The sequence below is a fragment of the Legionella nigrisilvae genome (genome assembly GCF_977063395.2).
Window position 1 is genome coordinate 418,443 of sequence record NZ_CDRUGZ020000019.1, and the last position, 24,973, is coordinate 443,415.

Sequence of the window (24,973 nt, forward strand, 5' to 3'; positions counted from 1 at the left end):
TAACACCCTTGAGACCCCACATTTAAAATGTCATTATTCGCTAATAATTTAGGCTAAACTCTGTTTCAGAGAGCGATTCATCTTCTTCCTCTCGTTCCATTTTTGTATTCTTTCTCTTTTTAGAAAGGTTTTCCCCAAATTGGAACGTTGGGCTCCAAGCCTTTCTTTTTTCATGGGTGCTTTCTTTATCTTTTTCTTTAGAATCTTCAGAAAAGCCCTCCCCTATTGAATCAAAACTATAACCTGGGGTGAGAATTTTTTCATGATCTTCTAAATCATGGCCTGGTGTTAAAATGTGCTCATTGGATACTGGACTCCATTGGAAATTCTCATGTTCTCCAGAATGGGAATAAATGGTCTCATCAATGTCCTCTAAACTATAGCCAGGAGTTTTTGGTATTACGTTTTCAATCGTGGCTTTATCGTTGTCCCAAGTAGCTTGGTAATAATATTGAGACTCATTAAAATCATCGAATACTTTAGCCAACTTGGTCGGTGAGGCTCCGTAATCATACCCCTCATAAAAAGCCAGAATTTCTTCACCAGGTTGAATTTGACGTGTAGTTATATAAGAATTAGTTCTAAAATCAAATCGAACATTCATTTCGCTTCGGTATTTGGCTCCTTCTACACAATAGGCTTCTGAGGCTTTATCTTTAGTATAAAGATATCCTCCCTCTCCGGATTGTACTAAATAATTCGTATCAATATTATTTTGTGCTGCCCATAGAAGCATCTCTTCGTTCTTTGTCGGGACCGCATCCATTTTCTGGCCAACAAGCCGGCATAGAGTTTTCTTTGCAGGAATTTTCTGGCCACTAAATAATGAATAGCGATTTTCTTCCTTTCCTCGTATCGTAGGAGCTATAAATAAATGATAGGGAGAGGTTTGTTTCAGCTGGAGTTTTTGTTCTTTTTGAAAACGCATCACATCTTCAAAGGTACTTAAGTCATAGATCTTTGGATCTAAATTTTTATCTAAATACATTTGCTTTTTTTGTTCTTGTTTACTTAACATGTCTGATCTTAGTAAAGTGAAAAATTCTTTTAGTTCATTAGGCGTACTTATTTTACTTATTGCAACTTGCTGCATTTCAGCGAGATCCTCTAAAATTTTAACCAAACTTTGAGGTTGACACACAATTTGAGGTCGCTCTGCTGTAAAATACTCATCTCCATAAGAAATAGTCAACTCATCAGCAAAATTAATTTTTCTGGCAGCAACATAATACGCATGATAATCAAAGTGAACTTTTCCGCTGTCATCCTGACGTTGCTTACAAATTACTTTTACTTCTAAATTGGGTTTATTTGCATGGTTAACCCAGCGCGTACTTGATCCTGATTTCAACAAATCGATGACTACCGCATATTGTTCCCTATCATCTAGATTTAATTTCCAAACGTAAGTGGAATCCCCTTGGTATTCTTCAACTATCCGCTCCATCTCTGCATTAGGACGAATACCAAATAAGTCTGTGCCTTTTATTTCTCCAACTATATCTCCAGGCTTAAACGATTTAGCCGCAAAGACTGCGAGTTGTTTAGGGCCCAGATTTGGACTTGCAGCAATTATAACGCCCTTATCATACTCGGTGCGTTGAAAGTTAAAATCGGGCTGAGTACAACTATACTTTAAATAATTACATAATCCTAAAAGAGAATCCTCCTCATCAGGAAAAAAAATGAGTTCCTCTTTTAGCATTTCCTGCCTGGCTTTTGTTTTGTCTGAGTTGTCTAAAAATTTAATGGTTTTTTTCATGTGATTCTTCACCCGTTTGATTGGGGTTGAATTTTAATAAAAAAAATTAACCTGTCCAGCTAATTTTTAAACAAATAGAGGGATTGAGTGGTAGCTTGGGAAAACATCATTTTTAAAGCGAGATTGTATTCCCTTGAATCCCTCTAGAGGAAAGATGTCTAGAAAACACCGAGCCAGTATTCATGTTACCAGTTGAATGAGAAATTTTCTGTGAAACTCTCAGGTGTTGTATTAGGAGTTTCTTTAAGCACCGTATATAAATCTTGACGGGTTTTTAGCCAATCAATGGTCTCTTCTCTATTTTGTAGTGCCTCTTTCGTGTCGATTTGTTTCAATTCTTGTTGTTTTTGATGCCAGAACAGCCCGTTAATATTATATCCCTCAGCAGATCGTCTTTGGGCGGGGGTGACACAAAGTTCTTTTATACGTTGTAAACTTTCTTTTTGGTGCTCTTGCAGCTCTTTTAGAATTATTTTCTCTTGGTTTAACGTCTTGCTAACTTGGGCGAATCCTTTTTCTTGTAGTTCAGCTTGCAATTCTTTTGCAATCGTATCCTTGGTTGTCTCAGGAGCCATACGCCCGACACGAACATTTGAAAGGATTCTACTTGGTAAACCAGGATGTTGTTCACCTGTTCTAACGAAAGCTTGAGTAAAAATACGACTTAACATAATACGAACCATCCCTTGCAACAGAAAAGTTGCTCATTATGTCATAAAAAAGTTACAAAAAAAATTCTCGAAGAAATATAAAATAATAACCAATTTGATTCAATTTGTCTCTTTTATATAATATAATGTTGAAGAGATGCGCATATTTTAGGGAATCGTATGTTTTTAAAAACTTTTTTTCGCCCCAAACCTCCGAGTGGTCCCAGACCTCCAATGGAATGGCTAAATGAACGATTTAAAATTAGTGGTTTAAACGATCTGATTCCCATAGCCGCTCGAGAAAAAACACAAAGCACCGCAAAAGTATTTTATAACCCACATTATTTTACAAGTAATGATTCAGGGGTTCCTTTTTCCTTAGCAAGGGCTTTATGCAAAATACCTGCAGTTAACGTCGCCGGAGATCGAGAGGGGATATTTCAAAATGGCACTCCCTTCCCACAATCTCCCAATTACTTTGAGCAAGTTCCCTTAAATCATCCCGAGCTACTTTCACCCACTGAACGCTTAACGGCTGCCAAAAAAATTATTTTTTCCAATAGTACCGTTGTTGCTGTGGGGGGGTATCCTACATCGAACCCCAGAACCCTTAAGAAAGATCCCTATGAGATAGGAATCTTTTCTCTCGCGGGAGCTAGTTTTGAAAATCATTATCTACATTATTCACTGTTCATGCTGGATCCTGTGAATCCCAAAATTGAACATCCGAAGTTTGCTCATTTATTCGAAAACTTACCGACTAATTTTAAAGAAGCCCAATCATCACTGGGGTCGTATGATTCAGATGGTTTTATTACCCGTATTCGCACTGGTTTTCCATTTCTATCTCGTTCAACACCCGACAAGTTCTATTCTTCCTTTTATAAAAAAAATGCGGTTATTTTTTTAGCAGAAGCTTATTACCGTCATCAATTGGAAGATATTTCAATGTTATTAGCTTCAGTAAATGAAGCAGCTAAGTCATCAGGAAAACCCGCTTTATTAAAAGCTACCGCCGTAGGAATGGGTTTTTTTGCTAAGGTGAATGGAGAATATGATATCCAATATCTCCTTTATCCTCGTTTCCTTCGTGCATTTCAAAAATTATTACAGGAAAACTCCTATCCTTGGATAGCAAAAATTGAATTCCCTACATTCGGCGAATCATTTCAAGAACAATTTGACTCGATTATGAAAGAGCCCTTCGAACATGTTGAAGTATATCGAGAAAACCGTGATGTTCTGGAGTTTACTGAAGAAGAGACTGAAAACTATTATGCTTGCGCAATCAATCCTTCTGATGCATTTTCCTATGCCGGCAATGAATGGGCAATGGGTAGTGTGGAGGCAATGATCGGTTTAAATTCATCATTGCGTTTCGATCAAATACCCCTGGTAAATCGCCCCCTGCTTGATTCTGACCATCATATTCCGGTCAAAATCAGCAGTAACTTCGAGGCTGAACTTGGTGAAATAGGACCCAGCAAGTTACAGATGCATTTGTAAAGGAGAACCCACAGCACTAATAATTGCGTCCACTATTTTTTTATCTCCGTCAAAGCGTCGCTCTAAAGCTTCTTTACTTAAGGAGCCATAAGTGTTTTGGCAGATCGTAGTAAACGTTTCTTCACAGTTATTGATCATTAGCCAGGTCAGAACGGTTCCTTCGTTAAGTAAATCACTTGCTCGCATTGATTTTGGTAGAGAGCTGTTATACTCAAACATGGCATTAGGTACCAAACCACCACTCAAGAATTTTTCTCGGAATTTAGGACATGTCGAAGCAATAAATTGTTCAAATGGAACATGTTCTACCACCAGCTGCTCTTTTTCATCATCATGTCCTTCACTTTCAATTCCAGTTTCCAATTTCAATATTGAGAGAGAGGTAGCCTTGCCATAAAACTTATGTATCCAAGCATTTTCCGTATGCGATGAGTTTTTCTCCATGAAGCGAATTAAATCCTTTAGCGAAGAACATGCCCCCCAAGCAAAGGGACCTTCATTAAATTTTTGGTAACGTTCTACATCAGAAAAACGGATTGTTTGCAATGCATAATTTGGAACCCGCGGCACTAAACCATTTTGTTGAAACAATTTCTCAAGACTTCGCCCATCCACGCGTAACAATAAAGTGGAGCGCTGGAGCCCTACTATTTTATGACCCACTACTGGGTCGCTAACATTAAAAAATTTCTTAGGAGAATATTTTGCCCACATACAACACCTCAACAAAATTACATCATAGTTGAAATTATACAGAGGAAATATTAAACAAATATTAAGCGCATCGCCCAACAGGTGGACTCCATGCGATAAGCAAAAATTAATTCAATAGAGGGATATATAGCTACTTATAGAAGAGGAGAGAAATACCTATTGCCGCACACCTTGTGCATGTTGAATAAATAAGCGTTTTATAGACATAAAGCGATTACAAAAACTTAATCCTAAACCCCGTAATGTAACAAGCGGTATAAAGGAATTACTAAATAATCGTTTGAAACCTTCCATCATCAAAATAATTTGCCATACCGCATTCTTGCGTTCACGTTGATAAGCACCTAAGGCCTTTTTAGAGCATAACTTATCTTGTACCCTATCCAAACACTCTATCCAGGAGCGTACGTCAGCCAGTCCAACATTTAAACCCAAACCAGCCAAAGGATGGATGGTATGTGCGGCGTCACCAAGAAGCAACCAACGGTCTCCTGCATACTGTTTGACATGGCGCATCTGTAAAGGGAATTGGTGACGTCTGCTTAGTACTTCAACCTGACCTAATTTTTTAGCAAACGCATGGGTTAATCTCTCATTAAACTCCTGTTCGGGAAGACTCATCAGTTTTTTTACCTGTTCTGGATCAGTGGACCAAACAATAGAACATTGATGTGCATCAGCAAGTGGCAAAAATGCCAAAGGTCCATCAGCACGAAATACTTGGTATGCGGTGCGTTGGTGGGGTTTCTCTACCGACACAGTGGCTACTAGAGCATGTTGTTCATAAGACCAGCTGTTCAATGGTACCTGCAGTTTTTGCCGAACGGGGGAATTAGCTCCATCTGCAATCATTAGCAATTGCCCTTCCCAAGTTTGCTCAGAGCTGCACACTTTTACTCCATCTGTCCCACTAAATACCTCCTCAACATGGCTATCAGGAAATAAATGAATCGAGGTTTGGTTGGAGATTTGCTGTAATAAAGCGTGTTTCAACACAGATTCTTCAATAATATTCCCTAGATTCGGTTTTCCTATATAGCGGGAGTCGAAATCAATATGAGCCTTACTTTCAGCATCCCAGACATACATGCAACTGTAGGGAGAACGGCGTGTCTTATCCAAGTGTTGCCAGACATTTAATTGTTGTAGCAATGTTTGTGATGCAAAATTAATTGCATAAACACGCGGATCGGGTTCTGAACAATCCACTTTTAATGAGCCTGCATCAATAACGGCTACGGAATTACCACGCTGAGCCATGGCTAGGGCAGCAGTTAAACCCACAATGCCACCGCCAATTACTAATACATTAAATTGCAGACTCATTTTTTTTCCTTCATAAACTATTTAGCGCTTGGGTAATGCGATTTCACACACCAAATCCGGAACCACTCCCCCGAACCCTTGTGCATATCGTGCTAAAAGATTCTTCAATACAGGAAGGTTATCCAGGGCAAGCAATCCTAATCCCCGTGCCACTCCAAATCCTGGGAAACGACTGGTAAATACCTGAATTAAACCATCTGTTAAACGAGTAATCGCTTTTTGATCATGAGCTCTTAATTGCATATAAGTTTGCAGCATTTCCGCACTAAGTCCTTGATCAACAATGCATTGCGCTAAAGTGGCCACATCCCTAAGCCCTAAATTAAACCCTTGTCCCGCTACGGGATGCAAAGTATGCGCTGCATTACCTACAAAAACTACAGGCCATTTGGCTTGTATAGGCATTAAAACTTGTTGTAAGGGATAAGAAAAGCGCTTACCCACTTTGGCAAAACGACCTAAGCGATAACCAAAAGCACGTTGTAATTCTTTTAAAAAAGCAACTTCTGATAAAGACAATAAGCGTTCTGCTTCCTTAGGAGGAACCGCCCAAACTAATGACATTCGATTTTCTTGCATGGGTAAAAGTGCCAATGGTCCATGTAGAGTAAAACGCTCATAAGCATGATAATTATGGGGCTTCAGTAAGCCCACGTTCGCTACAATTGCCTGTTGACCATAAAGTTTGGTCTTAGCAGGTAAGGAACAAAATCGGCGGGCTAAAGATTGCGCACCATCTGCCGCAACAATTAAACGTGCAACAACATTCATTTCTCCTGAATCAGTAAGAATTGTTGCCGCGTGTTTTTTATAATCCAAGGACTTAAGACTTGCTGGTGCAATAATCCGGTCGTGAGGTAATAATTGATGCAAGGCCTGATTGATATGCTGCATTTCCGCAACATAGCCTAACGGGGCACCAGGCTCTCCTTGCAGGCGAGATATCCCAAAATGGTGTTGCTCGGAAACATGAATCGTATTTATAGGAGTTGCATGATCCTCGAGAAGATCCCAAACGCCAAGCACGGTTAAAATGTGTCGACTCGCAGGAGATAAAGCCAACGATCGAGCATCAAAATCAGGATTTATTTTGTCACTAAACGGTTTAGCTTCTACCAACAAGGTATTATAGCCTAATCCTTGCAAAGCAAGCATTAAGGTAGCTCCCGTCAAACCTCCGCCAATGACCAGTATATCAATTTCTTTAATCACGCATTAACGCCTCAATATCATCTACCTCTACAGGCAATGCAGCAGTTAATACTTCATGACCTGTTTTCGTTACAATTACATCATCCTCGATACGCACTCCAATATCCCACCAACGTTTATCTACCCCTGGAGTCTGCGCACTAATATACAAACCTGGCTCAACAGTTAGAACCATTCCTGGCTCTAAAGGACGCCACTCGCCATTAATTTTATAAAGACCACAATCATGAACATCTAAACCCAACCAATGTCCTGAGTTATGCATGTAAAAAGGTTTATATGCTTCTTTAGCAACTAATTCATCCACATCGCCGTGCAAAATCCCCAACTCACAAAGACCTTCCGTTAAAATTCGTACCATTATTTGTTGTACCGAATTCCAGGGAAGTCCAGGTTTAATCGCTGCAATCCCTGCTTTTTGTGCTTTAAGCACCAGTTCATAAATACTTTTTTGTTCTGAGCTGAATTTGCCATTGATTGGAAAAGTTCTTGTGATATCCGCAGCATAATTTTCAAATTCACCCCCCGCATCAATTAGTACCAAACTGCCTCGGTGCAGGGATTTATTGTTGTCGGTGTAATGCAGAACACAGGCATTTGCACCACCCCCTACAATGGGATCATATGCGACACTTCGACACCCATGACGACTGAATTCATAAATCAGTTCTGCCTCCAACTGATACTCATGCTCCAAATGTTTGCAACGACGCATTGCATGTTCATGCGCTTTAACAGAAATAGTGGCTGCTCGGCGCATTAAATCCAGTTCTGCATCGCTTTTAAATAAACGCATTTCACCTAATATTGGCTCCAAATCACATAAATAATCCGGTACTTTCACTCCTCGTCGTACTTGGCCTTTAAGAGTCACCAAAGACTGCATGATGGTTTTTTCCATCTCTGGATTTCGCGCTAGAGCATAATAAACAGCTGATTTACCACTTAATAGTCTCGGTAACTCTTCCCCAACACGATCTATTGGAAAAGCAGTATGCATGCCTAATTCCGATAGAGCTCCCTCTTGTCCTAACCGTTTTCCCGTCCATTGCTCTTCAGCAGGATTGCGAGGACGGCTAAATAAAATACTCTGCGTATCTGCGCCATTAGTCAAAACCAACAATGCATCAGGCTCATTAAATCCAGTTAAATAATAAAAATTGCTATCCTGACGAAAACGATAATGTGCGTCCCCATTACGTACCACTTCCTGAGCCGCCGGAATAATAGCGATACTGCCTTCAGGTAAGTTCTTTGCGAGTTGCTTTCTTCTTGTTTGATATTCTTGTTGAGAAATCATATTAACATCCTTATTAATGGGTCATTCCAGTATGCCCGCCACGTTCTTTTTCATTCATTACTAAATCACTGTGTAACCGGAGCACTGCCATTCGTGCATATTCACTGACTTCCATTAATGCACGTTCATCTTCTTCGTCTACATCTAAGGTATCACAGTCAAGCTCGGCAAATTCAATAAGATGTTGAAATGCATCTTGTGCTTCATCTTCATGGAATTGGTTAGCAGTAATACCCGCCAAAGTTAGAGCCTGAGTAAACCCTTCGCACCATTCACTAAAAGCTTGCGCTCGGACTAACAAGGATTCTTCATCATCAGGGAGCAACATTTCAAATTCAAAATCCATCGTATTAATTTGTTGCTGGCTGATAGAAAAAACCGAAAACATAGCTAAAACTGCATTACGACTGGCATCATCTTTTTTATTGTTTAATAAAGCACGCAAGTAAGCTTCACCCTGACCGTCAGCACCCGCACAAAGATAGCCACACATCATTCCATGTAATAAACTGGAAGATATGTGCAACATCAAAACAGAAATCGTTGCAGAAAATTCATCATAATCCGGCAAATGCAAATGTGATCTTTCTTGGGACATATTCAACTCATTTATAAAAAATATCCAATGATAACCGATTTAACGGAAGCGTTCACCCTACTAATTGCTGCTTACGAGCAAAATTGTTACTATTCACCTAGGCTCTCTATGGAATTGCAAAGGTCTTATATCATGACGCAAATGAAATCGTGTACTGTTAAATTGTTAAATAAAACTTATGAAATTAAATGTCCTGAAGGCGAAGAACCCAATTTATTGCTCGCCGTGCAGAAATTAAATAATCAAATAGGGATTAATAAAAAGAAAGCGAAACAGCTGGATGAGTTCCAAATCCTATTACTTGCTGCTCTTGATATCAGTCATGAATTGATATTATGCAAAAATAAACAAGCACACCAACAGCATCAAGTAACCCAATTTATTAACTCGCTTGAAAATAAAATTAATAAAATGGTAGGCGGTGAAATGGTGGAACGCCTTTCAGAATTAGATTAGTTTTATTGTAAATTTTCGCCTCCTCGCCTTGGGCGGGGAGACAAATTTAGGCTTTTTTAATAAGAGAAAGCGAACCAATTCGATTAAAAGGATTTGAGATGAGACGCCAATGGTATGTAGGATTTGGGGTAGCTTTATTAATTACATTTGCTCTTTTTGCTATGTTCCATAGCATTAAATGGTTTATCGCTTTTCTTATTCCCATTATTGTCATTTGGATCTATGACCTGGTCCAAAAAGAACACACGATTCTGCGCAATTTTCCTGTATTAGGTCATGTTCGTTATTTCTTTGAGTTTCTTCGTCCAGAAATCCAACAGTATTTTATTGCCACGGATGAAAGTGAACTTCCATATAATCGTGAAACACGTTCACTTATTTATGAGCGTGCAAAAAATACACGTGATACAGTACCTTTTGGTACAGAACGCGATATTTTAAGCGTCGGATATACTTGGGCGCTTCACTCTTTAGCACCCAAACACCACTCGGAAGTTGAACCAAGAATAATGGTGGGAGGGCCAGATTGTCTTCAACCCTACAATGCCTCCCGATTTAATATCTCAAGCATGAGTTTTGGTGCGCTTTCGGGTAAGGCGATCATGGCCATGAACAAAGGGGCCTTGCTTGGGGGGTTTGCTCAAGCCACAGGTGAAGGAGGGTTAAGCACCTACCATTTACAAGGCGGCGATTTAATATTTCAATTTGGGACCGCTTACTTTGGTTGTCGGGACGCTCAAGGAAATTTTGATGAGAATGAATTTGCTGTCGAAGCCAATCGTAAAGAAGTAAAAATGATTGAAATTAAACTGTCTCAAGGAGCCAAGCCTTCCCATGGAGGTATTTTACCTGCTGCCAAATTAACTGAAGAGATAGCTAAAGTAAGAAAAGTCTCGATGGGAAAAGATGTTATCTCGCCCATGGCCCATTCTACATTTACCACTCCTGTTGGATTACTCCTTTTCGTAAAAAAATTGCGTGACCTCTCTCACGGCAAACCCATTGGTTTTAAATTATGTCTAGGACGTAGAGATGAGTTTCTTGCTATTTGTAAGGCCATGCTCAAAACCAATATCCTGCCTGATTTTATTACGGTAGATGGCGCTGAAGGAGGAACAGGTGCGGCACCAGTAGAATATGTTAATTTTATCGGTACCCCTTTAGAAGCAGGTTTGGTGTTTGTGCATAATGCATTAGTGGGGATTAATGTACGAGATAAAATACGCATCATCTGCAGCGGTAAAGTTGCCAATGGTTTTGATTTATTAACCAATATTGCAATGGGTGCCGATATGTGTAATGCCGCACGCGCTATGATGATGGCTGCCGGTTGTTTGCAAACCAAACAATGCAACGCCAATACGTGCCCCACAGGGGTTGCAACCCAGAACAAACGGTTACAATATGGTTTAGTGGTCGATCAGAAAAAATATTATGTTGCCAATTATCATAAAAACACCATGAAGAGCTTTTTGGAAATGGTGGGTTCTATCGGTTTAGACAATCCCAGCGATTTGAAACCCAGCCACATCATGAGACGAGTCAACGTACAAGAGGTTAAATCGTTTAATGAGATTTATGAGTATCTTACACCGGGGCAACTCCTAGGGCCCGACATCCCTGAAAGCTATAAAATCCATTGGGACAAGGCCGATCCCGACAAATTTTAATTAATAAACATAAAGTCCTAAGTACAGCCTCGGCAAAACCGGTTATGTATTTTAAATCCCGGTTTCGCTGTGCTGACCTTTCTTCTGGGTTATTTCCACTTAATATTGCATCCCAGACTTGGTTTTTGTTCCGAACTGACAGGTTTACCTGCAAGAATATTGTCCAGTGCATTTTGTAAATGAGCACCAGTTACAGGTTTATTATTCCCTGGCGTGGATTCATCCAAACAGCCGCGATATACACATAGCAAATCCTTGTCAAAAATATAAAAATCGGGTGTACATGCAGCGTGATAGGCTTTGGCTACCTCTTGCGATTCATCATATAAATAAGGGAAGGGGTACTTAAATTGGTGTGCTTCAATTTTCATTTTTTCGGGACCATCTGCAGGATATGCCTCTGCATCATTAGAACTGATCGCGATAAATTGCACTCCATCTCTTTGATATTTTTCTGCCAACTCCACTATTTTAGTCTGGATATGTTTGACATAGGGACAATGATTGCACAAAAACATAATCACTGTCGCGATAGGTGATTTAATTTGGGCAAGCGATACCCATTGATCGTTTCGTGTATCAATTAAAGTAAAATCAGGTGCCTTACTTCCTAATGGAAGCATATTTGATGCAGTTGCTGCCATAATTACCTCGTTTGAATTAATTCAATCCGAATTGGGATAATCTCGTTTGGCGAACATGTTAAATGAAAAGTTGTAGGCGATCAAATGGCGTAATACTTGAGGTTCATAGCTTACTATCTGCTCTAAATTACAGGTCGAGAATGCATTTCATTTTGGGGTTCTTCTTGTTTTTTGAGTTGGTTTTCCTCACGCAGTTGTTTTAATTCCGCTTTAAAATCCTTCATCTCCAATGGGGAAGATCTTTTTTTTCACAGGTATTAGTTACATTTCCACTTGTGAAGAGTAAATATTCAGCAGGATCCCAATCGCGCTATTATTGACTTTAATCCAGATGGCCATGATATAATCAACTTAACCCGATAGCGAGAGATTTTAGAACCAATGCTAACAGCATGGGAAGCATCCTGAAGTCGGCGTTGTGCAAGCCCACCCTGGAGTGGGAAGCCTGAACCGCCTCATCCGCTACCCACTTGAACCCCAGGGTTCATAATCCATGTCTGTCGGGCTATCCCTTCATTAATTGCTCTTTTAATAAAAGATATTCGTCTCTGACTTTGGCTGCCGCCTCAAACTCCATATTTTTTGCATGCATATACATTTGTTTTTCCAAAGTATTGATGTGTTTCACGAGCTCTTGGGTTGACCAATGTAAATAGTCTGGGCTTGGTTCTGCAATGGTAACGTTGCGTTTTCCTTGATATGCGCCTTCCATAATATCGGTAATGGACTTATTAATTCCTTTGGGAATAATTCCATGTTCTTCATTAAATGCTTTTTGCTTTTCCCGTCTGCGGCTGGTTTCTTCCAAAGCCCTTTGCATGGATCCAGTCATCTTATCCGCATAAAGAATAGCTCGCCCATGCATGTTACGTGCTGCGCGCCCTATAGTTTGGATCAAAGAGCGATCAGAACGTAAAAAGCCCTCTTTATCTGCATCAAGAATAGCAACTAGAGCGACTTCGGGCATATCCAAACCTTCGCGTAATAAATTAATCCCCACCAACACATCAAAAACGCCAAGCCGCAAATCACGAATAATTTCCACGCGTTCAACCGTATCGATATCCGAATGCAAATAACGCACTTTAATACCATGTTCATTCAGGTAATCGGTTAAATCTTCAGCCATTCTTTTGGTTAAAGTGGTTACTAAAACTCGTGCATTTTGTTGAATCACTAGCCGAATTTCCGACATTAAATCATCAACCTGGGTACGTACTGGCCGAATCTCAACTTCCGGATCGATAAGCCCTGTAGGCCTCACCACCTGCTCAGCAACATTATCTGAATGCTCTTGTTCATAAGGGCCAGGAGTTGCAGAGATGTAGATAGTTTGTGGGGAGCGTCCTTCAAATTCTTCGAATCGTAATGGTCGATTATCCAGTGCTGAGGGAAGTCTAAAACCATACTGGACCAAGGTTTCCTTACGGGAACGATCACCTCGATACATACCCCCAATTTGTGGAATAGTGACATGGGATTCATCGATAATCAGTAGGGCCTCTTGAGGCAAGTAGTCAAACAAGGTTGGCGGGGGTTCACCCGCTTCACGTCCAGATAAATAACGAGAATAGTTTTCAATACCAGAGCAATAACCCAATTCCAACATCATTTCGATATCAAAATAAGTACGTTGTTCCAAACGCTGAGCTTCCACTAATTTGTTTTGTGCTTTAAATTCTGCTAAGCGCTCCTGCAACTCTTCCTTAACCCAATCTACTGTTTGTAAAATACGCTCCCGAGGAGTCACGTAATGGGTTTTAGGAAAAACGGTAATTCGAGGTAGTCGTCGCAAAATTTCGCCAGTAAGCGGATCAAACTGGGAAATATGTTCCACTTCATCATCAAATAGCTCAATACGTACGGCTTCGCGCTCTGAATCAGCTGGGAAAACATCAATAATGTCCCCATGTACTCGAAATTGTCCCCGCTCTAGTGACAAGCTACTGCGTGTGTATTGCATTTCAGCAAGTCGTCTTAAAATTTTACGCTGATCGGATTGTTCTCCGCGGGAAAGATGTAATACCATACGCAAATAGGAGTCAGGATCGCCCAAACCATAAATTGCGGAAACTGTTGCGACGATAATCGCATCTTTACGTTCAATTAAGGCTTTGGTTGCAGACAAACGCATCTGTTCTATGTGCTCATTGATGGATGAATCTTTTTCAATGAAGGTATCCGAAGCAGGCACATAAGCTTCCGGCTGATAATAATCATAGTAGGAAACAAAATATTCTACCGCATTATCGGGGAAATAGGTTTTAAATTCGCCATACAGCTGAGCAGCAAGCGTTTTGTTTGGAGCCATAATTAAGGCAGGCCGGCGCATGGCTTGGATAACATGTGCTATAGTAAAAGTCTTGCCTGAGCCAGTAACCCCTAAAAGGGTTTGTTTGGATAACCCTGATTTCAAGCCGTCAATTAATGAGGCAATGGCTGTCGGCTGGTCGCCAGCAGGCTTATAATCGGCATATAGTTTAAATAAATCTTTCATATCTTTATAGTATATCTCACAGGAGCAACAAATGGATATCGCATTAGCAAAACGCGTGCAAAAAGTTAAGCCTTCACCTACTTTGGCCGTAGCAGCAAAGGCTACCCAAATGCGTGCTCAAGGGCATGATGTTATTAATCTGGGTACCGGTGAACCAGATTTTGACACACCCAATTATATTAAAGAAGCTGCTATTGCTGCCATTAATCAAGGGTACACCAAATACACAGCGGTTGATGGCATTCCTGAACTCAAAGAAGCCATTAAAAATAAATTCAAAAACGATAATAATCTTGATTACCAGCTCAATCAAATTTTGGTTTCAGTGGGTGGAAAACAAAGCTGTTACAACTTATGCCAAGCGCTACTTAATCCTGGAGATGAAGTCATTATTCCTGCTCCATACTGGGTTTCTTACCCTGATATGGTGTTACTCGCTGAAGCAACTCCGGTAATTATTTCCACGACTCCTGCGCAACGTTATAAAATTAATGCCCAGCAACTTGAAGCAGCGATTACCCCCAAAACAAGAATGATCTTTTTAAATAGCCCCTCCAATCCATCGGGGGTCGCCTACACGCTGGATGAATTAAAAGCTTTAGCTGAAGTCCTGAAAAAGCATCCACAAATTATTATTGCTACGGATGATATGTATGAGCACATTCTTTGGAGCCAACCTTTTGCCAATATTCTCAATGCATGTCCTGAGTTATATGATCAGACCATTGTATTAAATGGCGTCTCTAAAGCTTATGCGATGACCGGTTGGCGCATCGGTTATGCAGCAGGTCCTCTTCCATTAATGAATGCGATGAAAACCATCCAATCCCAATCTACTTCAAATCCTTGCTCTATCGCCCAAAGAGCAGCTGTAGCAGCCCTAACGGGTGGCAATGAAAGTGTATTAGAAATGGTAAAAGCCTTTCATCAACGACATGATTTTGTAGCCTCTCGGTTGCAGGAAATCCCAGGAATAGAAGTTATCCCAGCGGACGGTACTTTTTATATTTTCCCCAGTGTGCAAGCCATTATAGAAAAACGTGGATATGCCAATGACCTTGAATTTTCTGAAAAATTGTTAACCGAAGCGGGTGTGGCTTTAGTCCCGGGCTCTGCATTTGGCAATGAAGGCTGTATTCGCTTATCCTTTGCAACCAGCATGAGCATATTAGAAGATGCCTTAAACCGCCTACAACGTTTTTGTAGTTAAACCCATCACCCTTCTCCCGCAGGGGAGAAGGTGCCCCAAGGCAAATGTGGGATATAAATAACTCTTTTAAATAGAGCAAGGAAAGAAAAACTCCCTATATAAAACAAATTTTAAAAAATTATTAGTAAATCTACTTGACCCCCAATCAGAATCGTTTTAAGATTCCGACCCTATTCCCCGGTAGCTCAGTCGGTAGAGCGGATGACTGTTAATCATTAGGTCACAAGTTCGAGTCTTGTCCGGGGAGCCACTTAGGTCGATGTGGCATATTCAAGAAGACATCAAACGGTTTCCTCGTTGTAAACATTAACTTTCCTGCGTTCATTTCCAAGTTCGGAAATAATATTGTGATAATTCGTCGTTTTTCCTCAAGTTCCGAACTTTTGAACAAATCATGAGCTTTAGATGCTAATGCAAATATAGTGGATAGAGATTTATTAAACCCATCGTCCGCTTCGGTTAATCTTTGCAGCCTAACTTCTACATTATGCCTTTCAGCTTGTAGGCCTGTGATCATCTCATCGTATTCTTCTTTCGAGACTTGAGCATCCCAAAACAGCTCTCTAGCCCTTTTTATTCGAGTCTGAATGGTTTGATACTGTGTTTGTAATTTATTGCTTTCTTGAATCTGATGCTCATACTCAGCAGCGGAGCTTTTCTTAAGCTCGGTATTTAGTTCAGCTAAAATATGGTCTGGTATTTTCATCCCTTTTAAAACGTCCTCTATTTGAATCAATATTTTTTCTTCACTCAAATGATGGCAGTAAGAGCAATCACCTTTGCTTTTCGTGGGACGCATGTAAACATATTTTTCCTTCTTTAGTTCAGGGCTATAACCACATCCGCAGTGATGGCATTTTAATAATCCTTTTAACACGAAGGGTTTTTGTGTTCGTTTAGACTTACTTTTTCTTTTGCCATGCTTGACCAATTGGCATTCATCGTATAGCTCTTTAGAAATTAACGCTGGATGTACATGTTTGTACAATATGTCATTGTATTTCATATACCCAGAGTAAAACGGGTTTTGTAGAATCTGCTCAACCTGACTTTTGCCTATTTGGCATCCTTTTTTACTCCTCAGTCCTTCCTCGGTTATTTTCAAACGTATTTCGTTCATTGAATACATGCCTGTGGCATAATCCTCAAACATTTTTTTAACAAGGCTTCCACGCAACGGATCAATATAAACGTTTACTTTTTCTTTTTTCTTATCCATCCGTTTGCTATTGAGGTAACCAAGAGGTGAATCGCCAAGGATCGTCCCATCAGCCAGCTTTTTTCTGGCACTGCGCTTCACATTGTCTGAAATTTTATTTCGGTAATCATTGGCAAGCAGCACATCAAGATTTTTTCTAAATTTATCGGAACTATCCATATCCTTATGTTCAATAAATTCACTTTTCGCATAATGAATCTCGATCCGACCTTGTTTAATTAACCGTTGCAACTCGATGTATTGTTCGTCAAAATCTCGCTGCAACCGATCAACACCATAACAAAGTACAATAATCTTATCTTTTTGACCTTTAACAAAATTGACCATTTTTGAAAATTCTGGCCTTCCAGTCGCGGTGGAGCTTTCAACAATCTTGAATTGCTCTATGACCTTAAAATTCTTTTTTATGGCATATTCATAACAGCATTGAATTTGTGCATCCAATGAATGACCATCTTCTTGATCTTTTGATGATACTCTGGCGAATATTACTGCTTTCATAACTCATTACCTCTTTAAAATTGCTACTACTCCAGCTCAAATGCCTTTAAAATACCCGCTCTGTCATGCTCAGGGCTGGTACCATAACATGAAATAATGACACCCTGGTCTTTCTCATGCCCTAAATTTTGAGCTAAATTGGAAATCAACAAGGGCGCGCGATCACTTCGCATCATTTTTCGCGTGATTGTATGTCTAAATGAATGAGGCTTATGATATGGGAGCCCGTTATTATTAAATGTCTGTTTGAAAATAGCTCTAATGGAGGATTGGGATTTGATAGAGTCTCTTTCCAAAATCAGGCATTGCAGACCCTCCTTGGTAAAACTAGGTGTTATTTTAGGAAAAAGAGGGCATGTTTTTGTAAAACCTTGGAGTTTAAGAAACTCAACAAAATCTAGCACATTATTGTATAAATCCTGTATGTTTCCGATAAAGTATGCCGTGATGTGTTTTGCAAATTTCGTGTTGACCAAATTTGGATTTTGTACAAAAGCCCATGCATCGAAATCCCTAAAATATTTAATAGAACCTATGCGCGCCGTTTGTAAGGCGCTGATTCTTGGTGTAGTAAGAAGGGTGAGACTGATAATAGCTTTATTCCTCATTTCAATGGGGGTGCCAGAAGGCATTTGACGTATAGTCGAGATAATCTCTTCTATTGTATAACTCTCCTGATAGTTTGTAGCTCTCGCTCTATTACGGTTATTTCGAGAAAGAGTGAAATATTGTACATCATCGTATTGGATATATCGGTCATAACCCTTCTGCCTGCTTAACCATTCGAAAAACTCTCTTAGCTGAGATGTATAGTGCTGCAAATAAGATTTGGAAATATTTTGACCAGTTCGTTTGTTTTTCTTATCAGGCAAGTATTCTTTGAAGCCCACTGCTAACTTGGTATTAAATTTTTTGAAATCCAGAAAATTAGAATAAACCTCAAACTCATGAATGGCTTTAACATAACTATCCACTGTTTTTGGATCACGTCCTTTGGCGTTTTCAAGCATTCCAAAAAACTTGGTTTTTATTAACTCGTTTTGTGAGTTGTATTTGATCTTTTTCATATGCCCTCGACTAATGATAATTGCTTGTTGTTAGATGAGTTTTAGGCTGAACATTAAGAGGTATCTTGAATTATTAGAGATGGCTCACTTGAACCATTATTTGCTGTGCTATTTAAGTGAGTCTTGCAGGCGGTAGGTGAAAGATTACATATTGTCACCAGTTGAGCCTCGTTGATAACGAAGATTTCCTCTAATTTCACTTGCTCATTTTGTTTATAGAAGCGAGCTATTTTGTTATTGCATGCAGGACAAGTAGCCGCCGCTTTAATGCTGCCATTTTTATTTTTGTACATGGATATGGTGTTATTTTGAGGGATAATTATTTCTTGGCACTTCATGCATTTGAATTGATTAAACTCAAGCTGCTTCTTGTGGCTGGCATTTCTTTTTTCCAGGAAATCTTTAAGTGCCGCACCATATATCAAGATAGGTTTTCTGGTAATGGTTTCCAGATCATCAGACTTTACCCAGTCTCTAACAGTTTGAGGATGGAGTTTCTTCTCTTTGAACAAGTCGCAAATTTGCTCAACAGTATATGAGCGATATTGCTTAACAAGGTGGGGATTGTAATATTTGAACATTTTGATTCACCTTACTCATTACATTTTTTAATTTGCTAAAAATAGCGGTTTCTATTTCTTGGCTGGCTGTCTTATTGATTGGATGGCATATGGTGAAATTGCCTTTACTGGGGTAAGTCAGGCGATAACCATCACCATTTATTTTTTTATGAATAGCAATACTGGAAATATAAATACTGTCTTCAATAACAAAACTTGCGAAACCAATTAACCCATCGCGGGGCTTGATGAATTCAATGTGTACTTCTGATATCTTCATTTTTAGGCTCATGATGTTGTTTAGACTGAGCCACTCTTGCTTCTACTTGTTCCAAAACCTTAAAGAGGTTCACCAAGTTATCTGCTGCAAGCTGTGCTTCCCCTGCTGAGATATCTTCGTAATATTCTTTAATTGAATCGGTCAAATTTGACATGGCTCATACAATTTATAACGGTATAAGCTCAAGATAACGGTTTTTTTGATAAAAATATAAACAACCACTAGAGATGATTTATGACCTCTAGTGGTCATAAATAAATTTGTATCTGTATTTGAGGAATGGGAACAATTGAAGTCGAAATTTTCGACCTCAATAAAAGACGGTACTACTTCAAACTTGAGGTAACAGATTGTGACCTCAAGCTTTAGAGCCTGTGATTATTTTATCAATCTGCATCATCAATCTAACTGATCTACAAGTGTAGATTTAATCGTTTCAACAGCATCCAACAAACTCCATCCTTCCGTTGCGATACCTTGACCACTTTCTGTGACAAAACCTAAAGGGCGAGAGTGATTATTTTTTAATCGAGGTGCAAGTAAGGGTTCTATATCATCAAGAAAAGCAGAGTCTTGTAACTTTAAGTCCAAGTTATTAACAAATAACTTTTTAGTGATTGTTTTGTTGCCACGAGTCATATATTCAGAAAATACAGCCATGGTTTTGGTCGGATCAAATTCTTGTTCTTTGATCGCAAGCCATAAATCAAATGCATCACGTCCTTTTTTCCTTTCATATAGCGCGCGTAATTTTGTAGCAAGCAATTCTTCAAGCTGGAAGGTATTAACCTCTACATCCTGATTAAACCAATCAGACTTAACGGCAAAAGGCTTACTTAAACGATCGAGGATAGAAAAATTTTCATGGATATTGATTTCAATTTTGATCTTTTGTTTGCTTGATGCTGAAATTTCTGGAGAAAAGTAAAAGAGAAGTTTGAAGCTTTGTCCTGTTTGCCGGGTTTTGGGTTGTCCAAGCCATGGCTCTAAACAGTTTCTCAGCGCATCAATAATTTCCTTAATTCCCCCTTTGGAAGTCCTCACCAAGTCGATATCCTCACTGTATCGAGCAGCGGGGGAGAAAAAAAGTTTATGTAAGGCAGTGCCACCACGAAAGGCTAATTGTTCAGCTAAAAACGGATTAGAAAAAATTTCAACAATAGCGCGAGATAAAATTAAATCTTGTTCTACCTGCATATCATCTGTCCATGGTGCAGTTTGTCTCCATTGGATAATTTGCGCGAGAGGGATCATTCGTCAGGTTCCACCGTAGTATTGACAATCACATGCCATTTTTTATTACGTTCAATGGGGTTATACGGTACACGGGATACTAGACGCACCCAATGTAATGTTTTCCCCTCCAAAGCGGTATATAGCGTATTAGCAAGCTCTTCAACACCTAAGAACTCAAGAAACCAACCTAATCGCTGTACCCAGAATAATTCCGTATTAATCTGCATTAGCTCTAATAATTTTTTGGCATCTAATGTTTCGGCCAAATCAGAGAGAATAGTTGCTACATTGTTGATGCCAGCCGCATGTTGTGGCGAGCTGACCAGATCAGCAGCCAGTAGCTCAGGGGTTGCGACATCAATCACCCCCGCCAAAGTATTAAATTTTTTAACCAATCGATTATCGATTTGTTTTTTGGCAATAAATTCGATGTGTATGCGACCACAATGAATAGGTGAGCGATTCTTTAATGTGACTACCTGAAATCGCTGTGGTTTCTGATGGGCTGCTCCATAATATTGGGCAGCACTCAAAAAACCAACATAATAAGGCAAACCCCAATAACGCATCAAATCAGGAATAAACATATCTGCCGGCAAACAGCCATACACTTGATACTCTGGGGGTATAATTAGGTAAAATCCCTTTGCCGGGCTAACTATCAAATTGTTTTTCTTCAAGCGGTGTAAGGCGTTTAAACAGGGGACTTTTTCGAGGGCGAGCGCCTTCTCTGCATCCGCAGTGGTAAAGGAAAAACGACCTTGACTCCGTAATTCATTGATAAAAGTAAGCGCTTTCATATGCTATTTTTTGTGTTTATACTCTTTCAGTATATCACATTTAGTTATATTGGAGGATAGTTAACACAAATTTCTGTTCTAGTGAGCTTCAGGCCTTGATTAAGCAGGGCTTAGATTTTAGCGCTTTAAAATGGTTGTTACACCACTCATATAAGGTGGGTCTTTTCCAGTCATTACCTGCAAGTGCATCGTTGTTCTTGTAGGGTGGAAATGAACTTAATAATTCAGAATGCTCTGCCTCCAGTCTACTAGCGATGGTGTTGCATAATTGACTTGCCGAAGAATAATCCTTGCTAGATAATTCTTCTTTACAAAGGGCCTCTACCTTCTCCCTGAGCGGCTTGTAAGCCTGATATGAGTTTTCCCCTCCTTTGCGCTTTTCTTGTGTGTAAAAACTGTCTTCAAACACCATATCCTCAAATTCTAAAAAATTTAACTCGAACTCAGGCAGATTGAAGGGATCATCGATTTGTTCTTCGTCTCTTTTAGTAACATCGATTTCAAATATCTCGCATATGGGATTTTGGATAACTCTGATTTCCTTTAATTGATTGGCGGGCTCAGCCTTAAAGTTCATTATTAAATAACAGTGTTTTTCATTCCTTACGTTTCGATATTTTTCTAATACGTTCTTATAACCCTTAGCAAGACCGGTGCTATTAGCATGCTTAATGTGAAGGATAAGACGATTCTTACCGGATATAGTGAATTCAAGAGTTAGGTGCCCATCCTTCTGCTTAAAATTAATGGATATATTACTATTCTGTGAGACTAACCAAGCCCGGCAAACAGTAAAAAATAACATAGATGAGTAATGGCTTCTGACATGTTTATACACTGAATTGTGCAGAGTCCAGAATGTTCGCCATATTTCTTTATTTTCAATGGTATCCCTGAAGTGATGAATAATACCGGTTACGGCAAACATTAGTGACTCAGGATCATCAGAGCAGTTCTTGGCCTCCTTTGATAATTCAACATTGATAAATTCTTGACTATCTTTCAGCCATTTATAAAGCCCTTCATAATCCTTTTCTAAATCATAAGGCTGAACGTTATATGCTTTTAAAGCAGTTAAGGTTTCAACAAAAAACTCTTTGTTTGTTTTCAACTCTTTTAGCAATATTTCTTTTCGATATGCCTTTGTGGTTTCAAGCCAAATATCGCCTATGTCCCTGTTTACAATATCGCGTAATCGTTCGTTATAAGCGGCCAATTCTTCAACGATAGCGTCTACGTTATCCGCAACAGGCAGATTTACAAAATATCGCAAGGAACCAGTTTAATCCGTTGTTTTGAACAAGGATTAAAAAGAAGGTTGTAAGAATTAAGATTTCTTGTGGTATGGCTACGACTGCCTTTTAAATCAAGCTGGGCCATTATCTCTTGTGTGTATCGACAAATGTCATCATCAATAATATTTTGAACCATATCACTGATTCTATCGCCAGCTATGCCATCTTCTAGTAATGGTAATAGCAAGAATATTTCGGGGTTACCCTCTGCCAAATCCACAATCTCTTTTGCACTTTGAAGTATCTTGTCATTAAACTCGATACCTGATCCTCGTCCTTCTGTATTGCCTGAGCTATAACCAATACAGGTATATTGATATTCAGGAAAGCTCACCATTCTTTTAGCTACTCGCCAGCATTTATCCCCCACGTAGGTTGATTTTTGTAATAAGAGGAGCAGATTGGCAAAGAAGGTTTTATAGGTTTGGTAGGAGTTTCTAATTATTTCGCTTGCACTATCTTTTAATAAAAGAGGCTCAACAAAAACTTTGGTATCAAAATTCAATATAGGGTCAAAAACCCCCAGTTCATTGAGTCTTGCTTTATCAATATTAAAATGATCTGAAAAGTGTACCGGTTTTTTAGAGTTGATTACATTCTTGGTTCTATTTAAAGAGTAGGCTTCAAGCCTAGCTGGTGTTCAACCCCCATTTTTTGTTGGTTATCATACCCTAGCTTGATTTTATAGCAATATGCAATTTTAGAAGGAATTTTTTAGATAATTAAAGCTTTAGCTTTGTATCTAAAGGATTAGGAGTACCAACAATAATTTCCGAGGTTGTATCAGCTGCGAATTCACTACCTCTTATACTCGTCATAGCACTTCTATATTTAGCTGACGAGTTAAAAGTGAGACCTTCGCGACACGAAAGCCATTGACTGACCGGTGTAAGTGAGCCAACCACAGGTTCCGCAATTTTTTGAAAAATAGAGGGGCCATCTGCACTATTTGTAAAACAAGCCACTGATTGGTTAGTCGAGAGATCAATTGCAGCAAAATTACGACCAGTATGATTATCGCCCCAATGAAAAGCAACCTGTCGACCATCTGGCGTTTGTTGTAATCCAATGCCTAATCCCCACGCTATTTGACCTAAAACGTCGGAAGAGACCCCAGCTTTAATACCCTTAGTATCTCTATCTGTTAAGGTCGGAACAACAGGAGTAAACATTTCTCTTCTAACAAACTTATCAGTGGTACATTGTCTTAAAAATTTCCCATAATCTGTAGCAGTTGTGTATAAAGAGCCGGCTGGGTGCACACCATAAAAACGCTGATGTAGATTGGTACTCCCCGAATCATCATGACCTACTGCCAAACTTTCTGCGCAATCTTTAGGACGATGACCAATAATAGATGTGATAAGCGGCAATTCATAGGCCTCCGCAGGTCTTGAAAAAATAGTGCCTGGTAAGCTTTTTATAGAGGCTTTCATTGATTCAAGTTGCAGATTTTCTGCTTCATCAAGCCGTAGATTTTTTTCAGTGATATGCAAACTACCCTCTCTTCTTTCAGCCACATACAATTTATCTCCAGCACAAATGATACCCACTTGACTATTCAATAACGTATCAAGATGCTCAGGCATAAGGGCCCCTTCAATATCGGGAAGCTTTACCAAACTACATCCAGTTGGAGGTAAAAAACTGCTGTGAGTCATACCTATTTTAGCAAATTCTTCCTGAGCTAAATCCTCGAGCTTCTTTGGTGCCATGATTTTTTCCGCAACTTCTTGTAAAAACCGAAATGCTTCCCCTGAATAATCAAATCCCTCACCAACAGGACAAGTATAAGCAAACGGGACTCCATGTTCTGGATCAAATTCATTTGGTAATCCAGCTTGATGAGATAAAATCATGCGAGCAGTTAATTTTTTATAATTTTCCTGTTCTCGCATTTCCAGAGGCCCAAATCCATCGGTGTGCCCCCTTTTTGAGGTTAGATCTAGAATGTTGTTTTTAAGCTTTGGATCGGTAAGCCTATTAGTTAAATCGCTTAGATCAATTTTTTCGTCAAGCTTTCCCTGCTGCACTTTTCCATTCGGATCACGAACAATGTATTTGTCTTCGCTCAAGTAGATCTTACCAACCTCTGCCAACTCATGGTTACCCTCTGGTAATTCAGACATTAGAGCAAGTGTGTATCGATCAGAAAAATATTCATAAAGAGGTTTATCTAAGGCTATTTCCCCTCGTTCAGCCATTTTTATAATCAAATAAGCAAATACTGGTTTGCTTAGCGAAGCAGCTTCAAAAACAGTGGTATCAGTTACTGCTTGAGGCGCAGCCTTATTTGTAACACCCACAGCTTGAGTCATGATCTCCCCAGCAGGTGATGTAATTGCTACAGATACCCCTGGTATTTGAGCTTGCTCTATTATAGTTTCTAAGGGGCTTTTCATAGTTCGTACCTTTTTACTATGGGTGCAATTGAATTACTCTAATTGTAGCTTAATTGAAATATCTAAAT

23 protein-coding genes, 1 tRNA gene and 1 other RNA gene are annotated in these 24,973 nt (G+C 39.4%); 6 read left to right on the forward strand and 19 right to left on the reverse strand.

Annotated features, from left to right (window positions below; genetic code table 11):
- Positions 1 to 40: 40 nt before the first annotated feature.
- Positions 41 to 1,762, reverse strand: a complete 1,722-nt coding sequence (locus ACWTE2_RS06930; RefSeq protein ID WP_454784759.1) for an SET domain-containing protein-lysine N-methyltransferase — start codon at positions 1,760 to 1,762, stop codon at positions 41 to 43.
- 185 nt (positions 1,763 to 1,947) lie between these two features.
- The gene (locus ACWTE2_RS06935) at positions 1,948 to 2,433 is read right to left on the reverse strand and encodes a hypothetical protein (RefSeq protein ID WP_454784760.1); all 486 of its coding nucleotides are present in this window, start codon (positions 2,431 to 2,433) and stop codon (positions 1,948 to 1,950) included.
- Positions 2,434 to 2,592: 159 nt separating this feature from the next.
- On the opposite strand from ACWTE2_RS06935, the gene ACWTE2_RS06940 reads away from it, so the two are divergent.
- Complete coding sequence (locus tag ACWTE2_RS06940; protein WP_454784761.1) at positions 2,593 to 3,918, forward strand: type IV secretion protein Dot; 1,326 nt, start codon at positions 2,593 to 2,595, stop codon at positions 3,916 to 3,918.
- On the opposite strand, the gene ACWTE2_RS06945 is transcribed toward ACWTE2_RS06940, so the two are convergent.
- From ACWTE2_RS06945 to ACWTE2_RS06965, 5 genes are all read right to left on the reverse strand, one after another.
- Positions 3,901 to 4,632: a hypothetical protein gene (locus ACWTE2_RS06945; protein WP_454784762.1), complete on the reverse strand. Its 732-nt coding sequence runs from the start codon at positions 4,630 to 4,632 to the stop codon at positions 3,901 to 3,903. The genes ACWTE2_RS06940 and ACWTE2_RS06945 overlap by 18 nt on opposite strands.
- 156 nt (positions 4,633 to 4,788) lie before the next feature.
- Positions 4,789 to 5,958, reverse strand: a complete 1,170-nt coding sequence (locus ACWTE2_RS06950; protein WP_454784763.1) for a UbiH/UbiF/VisC/COQ6 family ubiquinone biosynthesis hydroxylase — start codon at positions 5,956 to 5,958, stop codon at positions 4,789 to 4,791.
- 21 nt (positions 5,959 to 5,979) lie between these two features.
- Positions 5,980 to 7,113, reverse strand: coding sequence for an FAD-dependent monooxygenase (locus tag ACWTE2_RS06955; protein ID WP_454785021.1), 1,134 nt, complete (start codon positions 7,111 to 7,113; stop codon positions 5,980 to 5,982).
- A 49-nt stretch (positions 7,114 to 7,162) separates the two neighbouring features.
- The gene (pepP, locus tag ACWTE2_RS06960) at positions 7,163 to 8,470 is read right to left on the reverse strand and encodes a Xaa-Pro aminopeptidase (RefSeq protein ID WP_454784764.1); all 1,308 of its coding nucleotides are present in this window, start codon (positions 8,468 to 8,470) and stop codon (positions 7,163 to 7,165) included.
- A 13-nt stretch (positions 8,471 to 8,483) separates the two neighbouring features.
- The gene (locus ACWTE2_RS06965) at positions 8,484 to 9,068 is read right to left on the reverse strand and encodes a UPF0149 family protein (RefSeq protein ID WP_454784765.1); all 585 of its coding nucleotides are present in this window, start codon (positions 9,066 to 9,068) and stop codon (positions 8,484 to 8,486) included.
- A gap of 132 nt (positions 9,069 to 9,200) precedes the next feature.
- On the opposite strand from ACWTE2_RS06965, the gene ACWTE2_RS06970 reads away from it, so the two are divergent.
- The gene (locus ACWTE2_RS06970; protein ID WP_182392048.1) at positions 9,201 to 9,524 is read left to right on the forward strand and encodes a cell division protein ZapA; all 324 of its coding nucleotides are present in this window, start codon (positions 9,201 to 9,203) and stop codon (positions 9,522 to 9,524) included.
- Positions 9,525 to 9,622: 98 nt separating this feature from the next.
- Entirely contained in the window at positions 9,623 to 11,194 is a 1,572-nt protein-coding gene (locus ACWTE2_RS06975; protein WP_454784766.1) for an FMN-binding glutamate synthase family protein, read from the forward strand.
- An 89-nt stretch (positions 11,195 to 11,283) separates the two neighbouring features.
- Here the strand turns inward: ACWTE2_RS06975 and ACWTE2_RS06980 are convergent, their stop codons facing one another.
- Positions 11,284 to 11,838 (reverse strand): thioredoxin family protein, encoded by a 555-nt coding sequence (locus ACWTE2_RS06980; RefSeq protein WP_454784767.1) that lies wholly within the window; start codon positions 11,836 to 11,838, stop codon positions 11,284 to 11,286.
- A gap of 350 nt (positions 11,839 to 12,188) precedes the next feature.
- Here ACWTE2_RS06980 and ssrS point away from each other — a divergent pair.
- A non-coding RNA gene (gene ssrS / locus ACWTE2_RS06985) (6S RNA) lies at positions 12,189 to 12,349 on the forward strand.
- Here ssrS and uvrB read toward each other — a convergent pair.
- Positions 12,344 to 14,335 (reverse strand): excinuclease ABC subunit UvrB, encoded by a 1,992-nt coding sequence (uvrB, locus tag ACWTE2_RS06990; protein ID WP_454784768.1) that lies wholly within the window; start codon positions 14,333 to 14,335, stop codon positions 12,344 to 12,346. The two genes, ssrS and uvrB, sit on opposite strands and share 6 nt — an antisense overlap.
- Positions 14,336 to 14,366: 31 nt before the next feature.
- On the opposite strand from uvrB, the gene ACWTE2_RS06995 reads away from it, so the two are divergent.
- Together ACWTE2_RS06995 and ACWTE2_RS07000 are read left to right on the forward strand one after the other, a co-directional pair.
- Complete coding sequence (locus ACWTE2_RS06995; protein ID WP_454784769.1) at positions 14,367 to 15,545, forward strand: pyridoxal phosphate-dependent aminotransferase; 1,179 nt, start codon at positions 14,367 to 14,369, stop codon at positions 15,543 to 15,545.
- Between the two features lie 174 nt (positions 15,546 to 15,719).
- Positions 15,720 to 15,795, forward strand: a tRNA-Asn gene (locus tag ACWTE2_RS07000).
- Here the strand turns inward: ACWTE2_RS07000 and ACWTE2_RS07005 are convergent.
- From ACWTE2_RS07005 to ACWTE2_RS07050, 10 genes are all read right to left on the reverse strand, one after another.
- A complete protein-coding gene (locus ACWTE2_RS07005; RefSeq protein ID WP_454784770.1) occupies positions 15,766 to 17,265 on the reverse strand; it encodes a recombinase family protein in 1,500 nt (499 codons plus the stop codon). The genes ACWTE2_RS07000 and ACWTE2_RS07005 overlap by 30 nt on opposite strands.
- A 26-nt stretch (positions 17,266 to 17,291) precedes the next feature.
- Positions 17,292 to 18,332 carry a tyrosine-type recombinase/integrase gene (locus tag ACWTE2_RS07010; protein WP_454784771.1) on the reverse strand — a complete coding sequence of 347 codons (1,041 nt, stop codon included), beginning with the start codon at positions 18,330 to 18,332 and terminating at the stop codon, positions 17,292 to 17,294.
- Between the two features lie 53 nt (positions 18,333 to 18,385).
- Positions 18,386 to 18,913 (reverse strand): helix-turn-helix domain-containing protein, encoded by a 528-nt coding sequence (locus ACWTE2_RS07015; RefSeq protein WP_454784772.1) that lies wholly within the window; start codon positions 18,911 to 18,913, stop codon positions 18,386 to 18,388.
- Positions 18,882 to 19,172 (reverse strand): septation protein SpoVG family protein, encoded by a 291-nt coding sequence (locus ACWTE2_RS07020; RefSeq protein ID WP_454784773.1) that lies wholly within the window; start codon positions 19,170 to 19,172, stop codon positions 18,882 to 18,884. The genes ACWTE2_RS07015 and ACWTE2_RS07020 overlap by 32 nt, the downstream gene beginning before the upstream one ends.
- Positions 19,147 to 19,326: a hypothetical protein gene (locus tag ACWTE2_RS07025; RefSeq protein WP_454784774.1), complete on the reverse strand. Its 180-nt coding sequence runs from the start codon at positions 19,324 to 19,326 to the stop codon at positions 19,147 to 19,149. The genes ACWTE2_RS07020 and ACWTE2_RS07025 overlap by 26 nt, the downstream gene beginning before the upstream one ends.
- Before the next feature lie 245 nt (positions 19,327 to 19,571).
- Entirely contained in the window at positions 19,572 to 20,426 is an 855-nt protein-coding gene (locus ACWTE2_RS07030; protein WP_454784775.1) for a nucleotidyl transferase AbiEii/AbiGii toxin family protein, read from the reverse strand.
- Positions 20,423 to 21,208, reverse strand: coding sequence for a type IV toxin-antitoxin system AbiEi family antitoxin domain-containing protein (locus ACWTE2_RS07035; protein ID WP_454784776.1), 786 nt, complete (start codon positions 21,206 to 21,208; stop codon positions 20,423 to 20,425). Before ACWTE2_RS07035 ends, ACWTE2_RS07030 begins: the two co-directional genes overlap by 4 nt.
- 88 nt (positions 21,209 to 21,296) lie before the next feature.
- Positions 21,297 to 22,481 (reverse strand): hypothetical protein, encoded by a 1,185-nt coding sequence (locus ACWTE2_RS07040; protein WP_454784777.1) that lies wholly within the window; start codon positions 22,479 to 22,481, stop codon positions 21,297 to 21,299.
- Complete coding sequence (locus tag ACWTE2_RS07045) at positions 22,466 to 23,008, reverse strand: hypothetical protein (protein WP_454784778.1); 543 nt, start codon at positions 23,006 to 23,008, stop codon at positions 22,466 to 22,468. Before ACWTE2_RS07045 ends, ACWTE2_RS07040 begins: the two co-directional genes overlap by 16 nt.
- A gap of 217 nt (positions 23,009 to 23,225) precedes the next feature.
- Positions 23,226 to 24,905 carry a serine hydrolase domain-containing protein gene (locus ACWTE2_RS07050; RefSeq protein WP_454784779.1) on the reverse strand — a complete coding sequence of 560 codons (1,680 nt, stop codon included), beginning with the start codon at positions 24,903 to 24,905 and terminating at the stop codon, positions 23,226 to 23,228.
- Between the last annotated feature and the right edge of the window lie 68 nt (positions 24,906 to 24,973).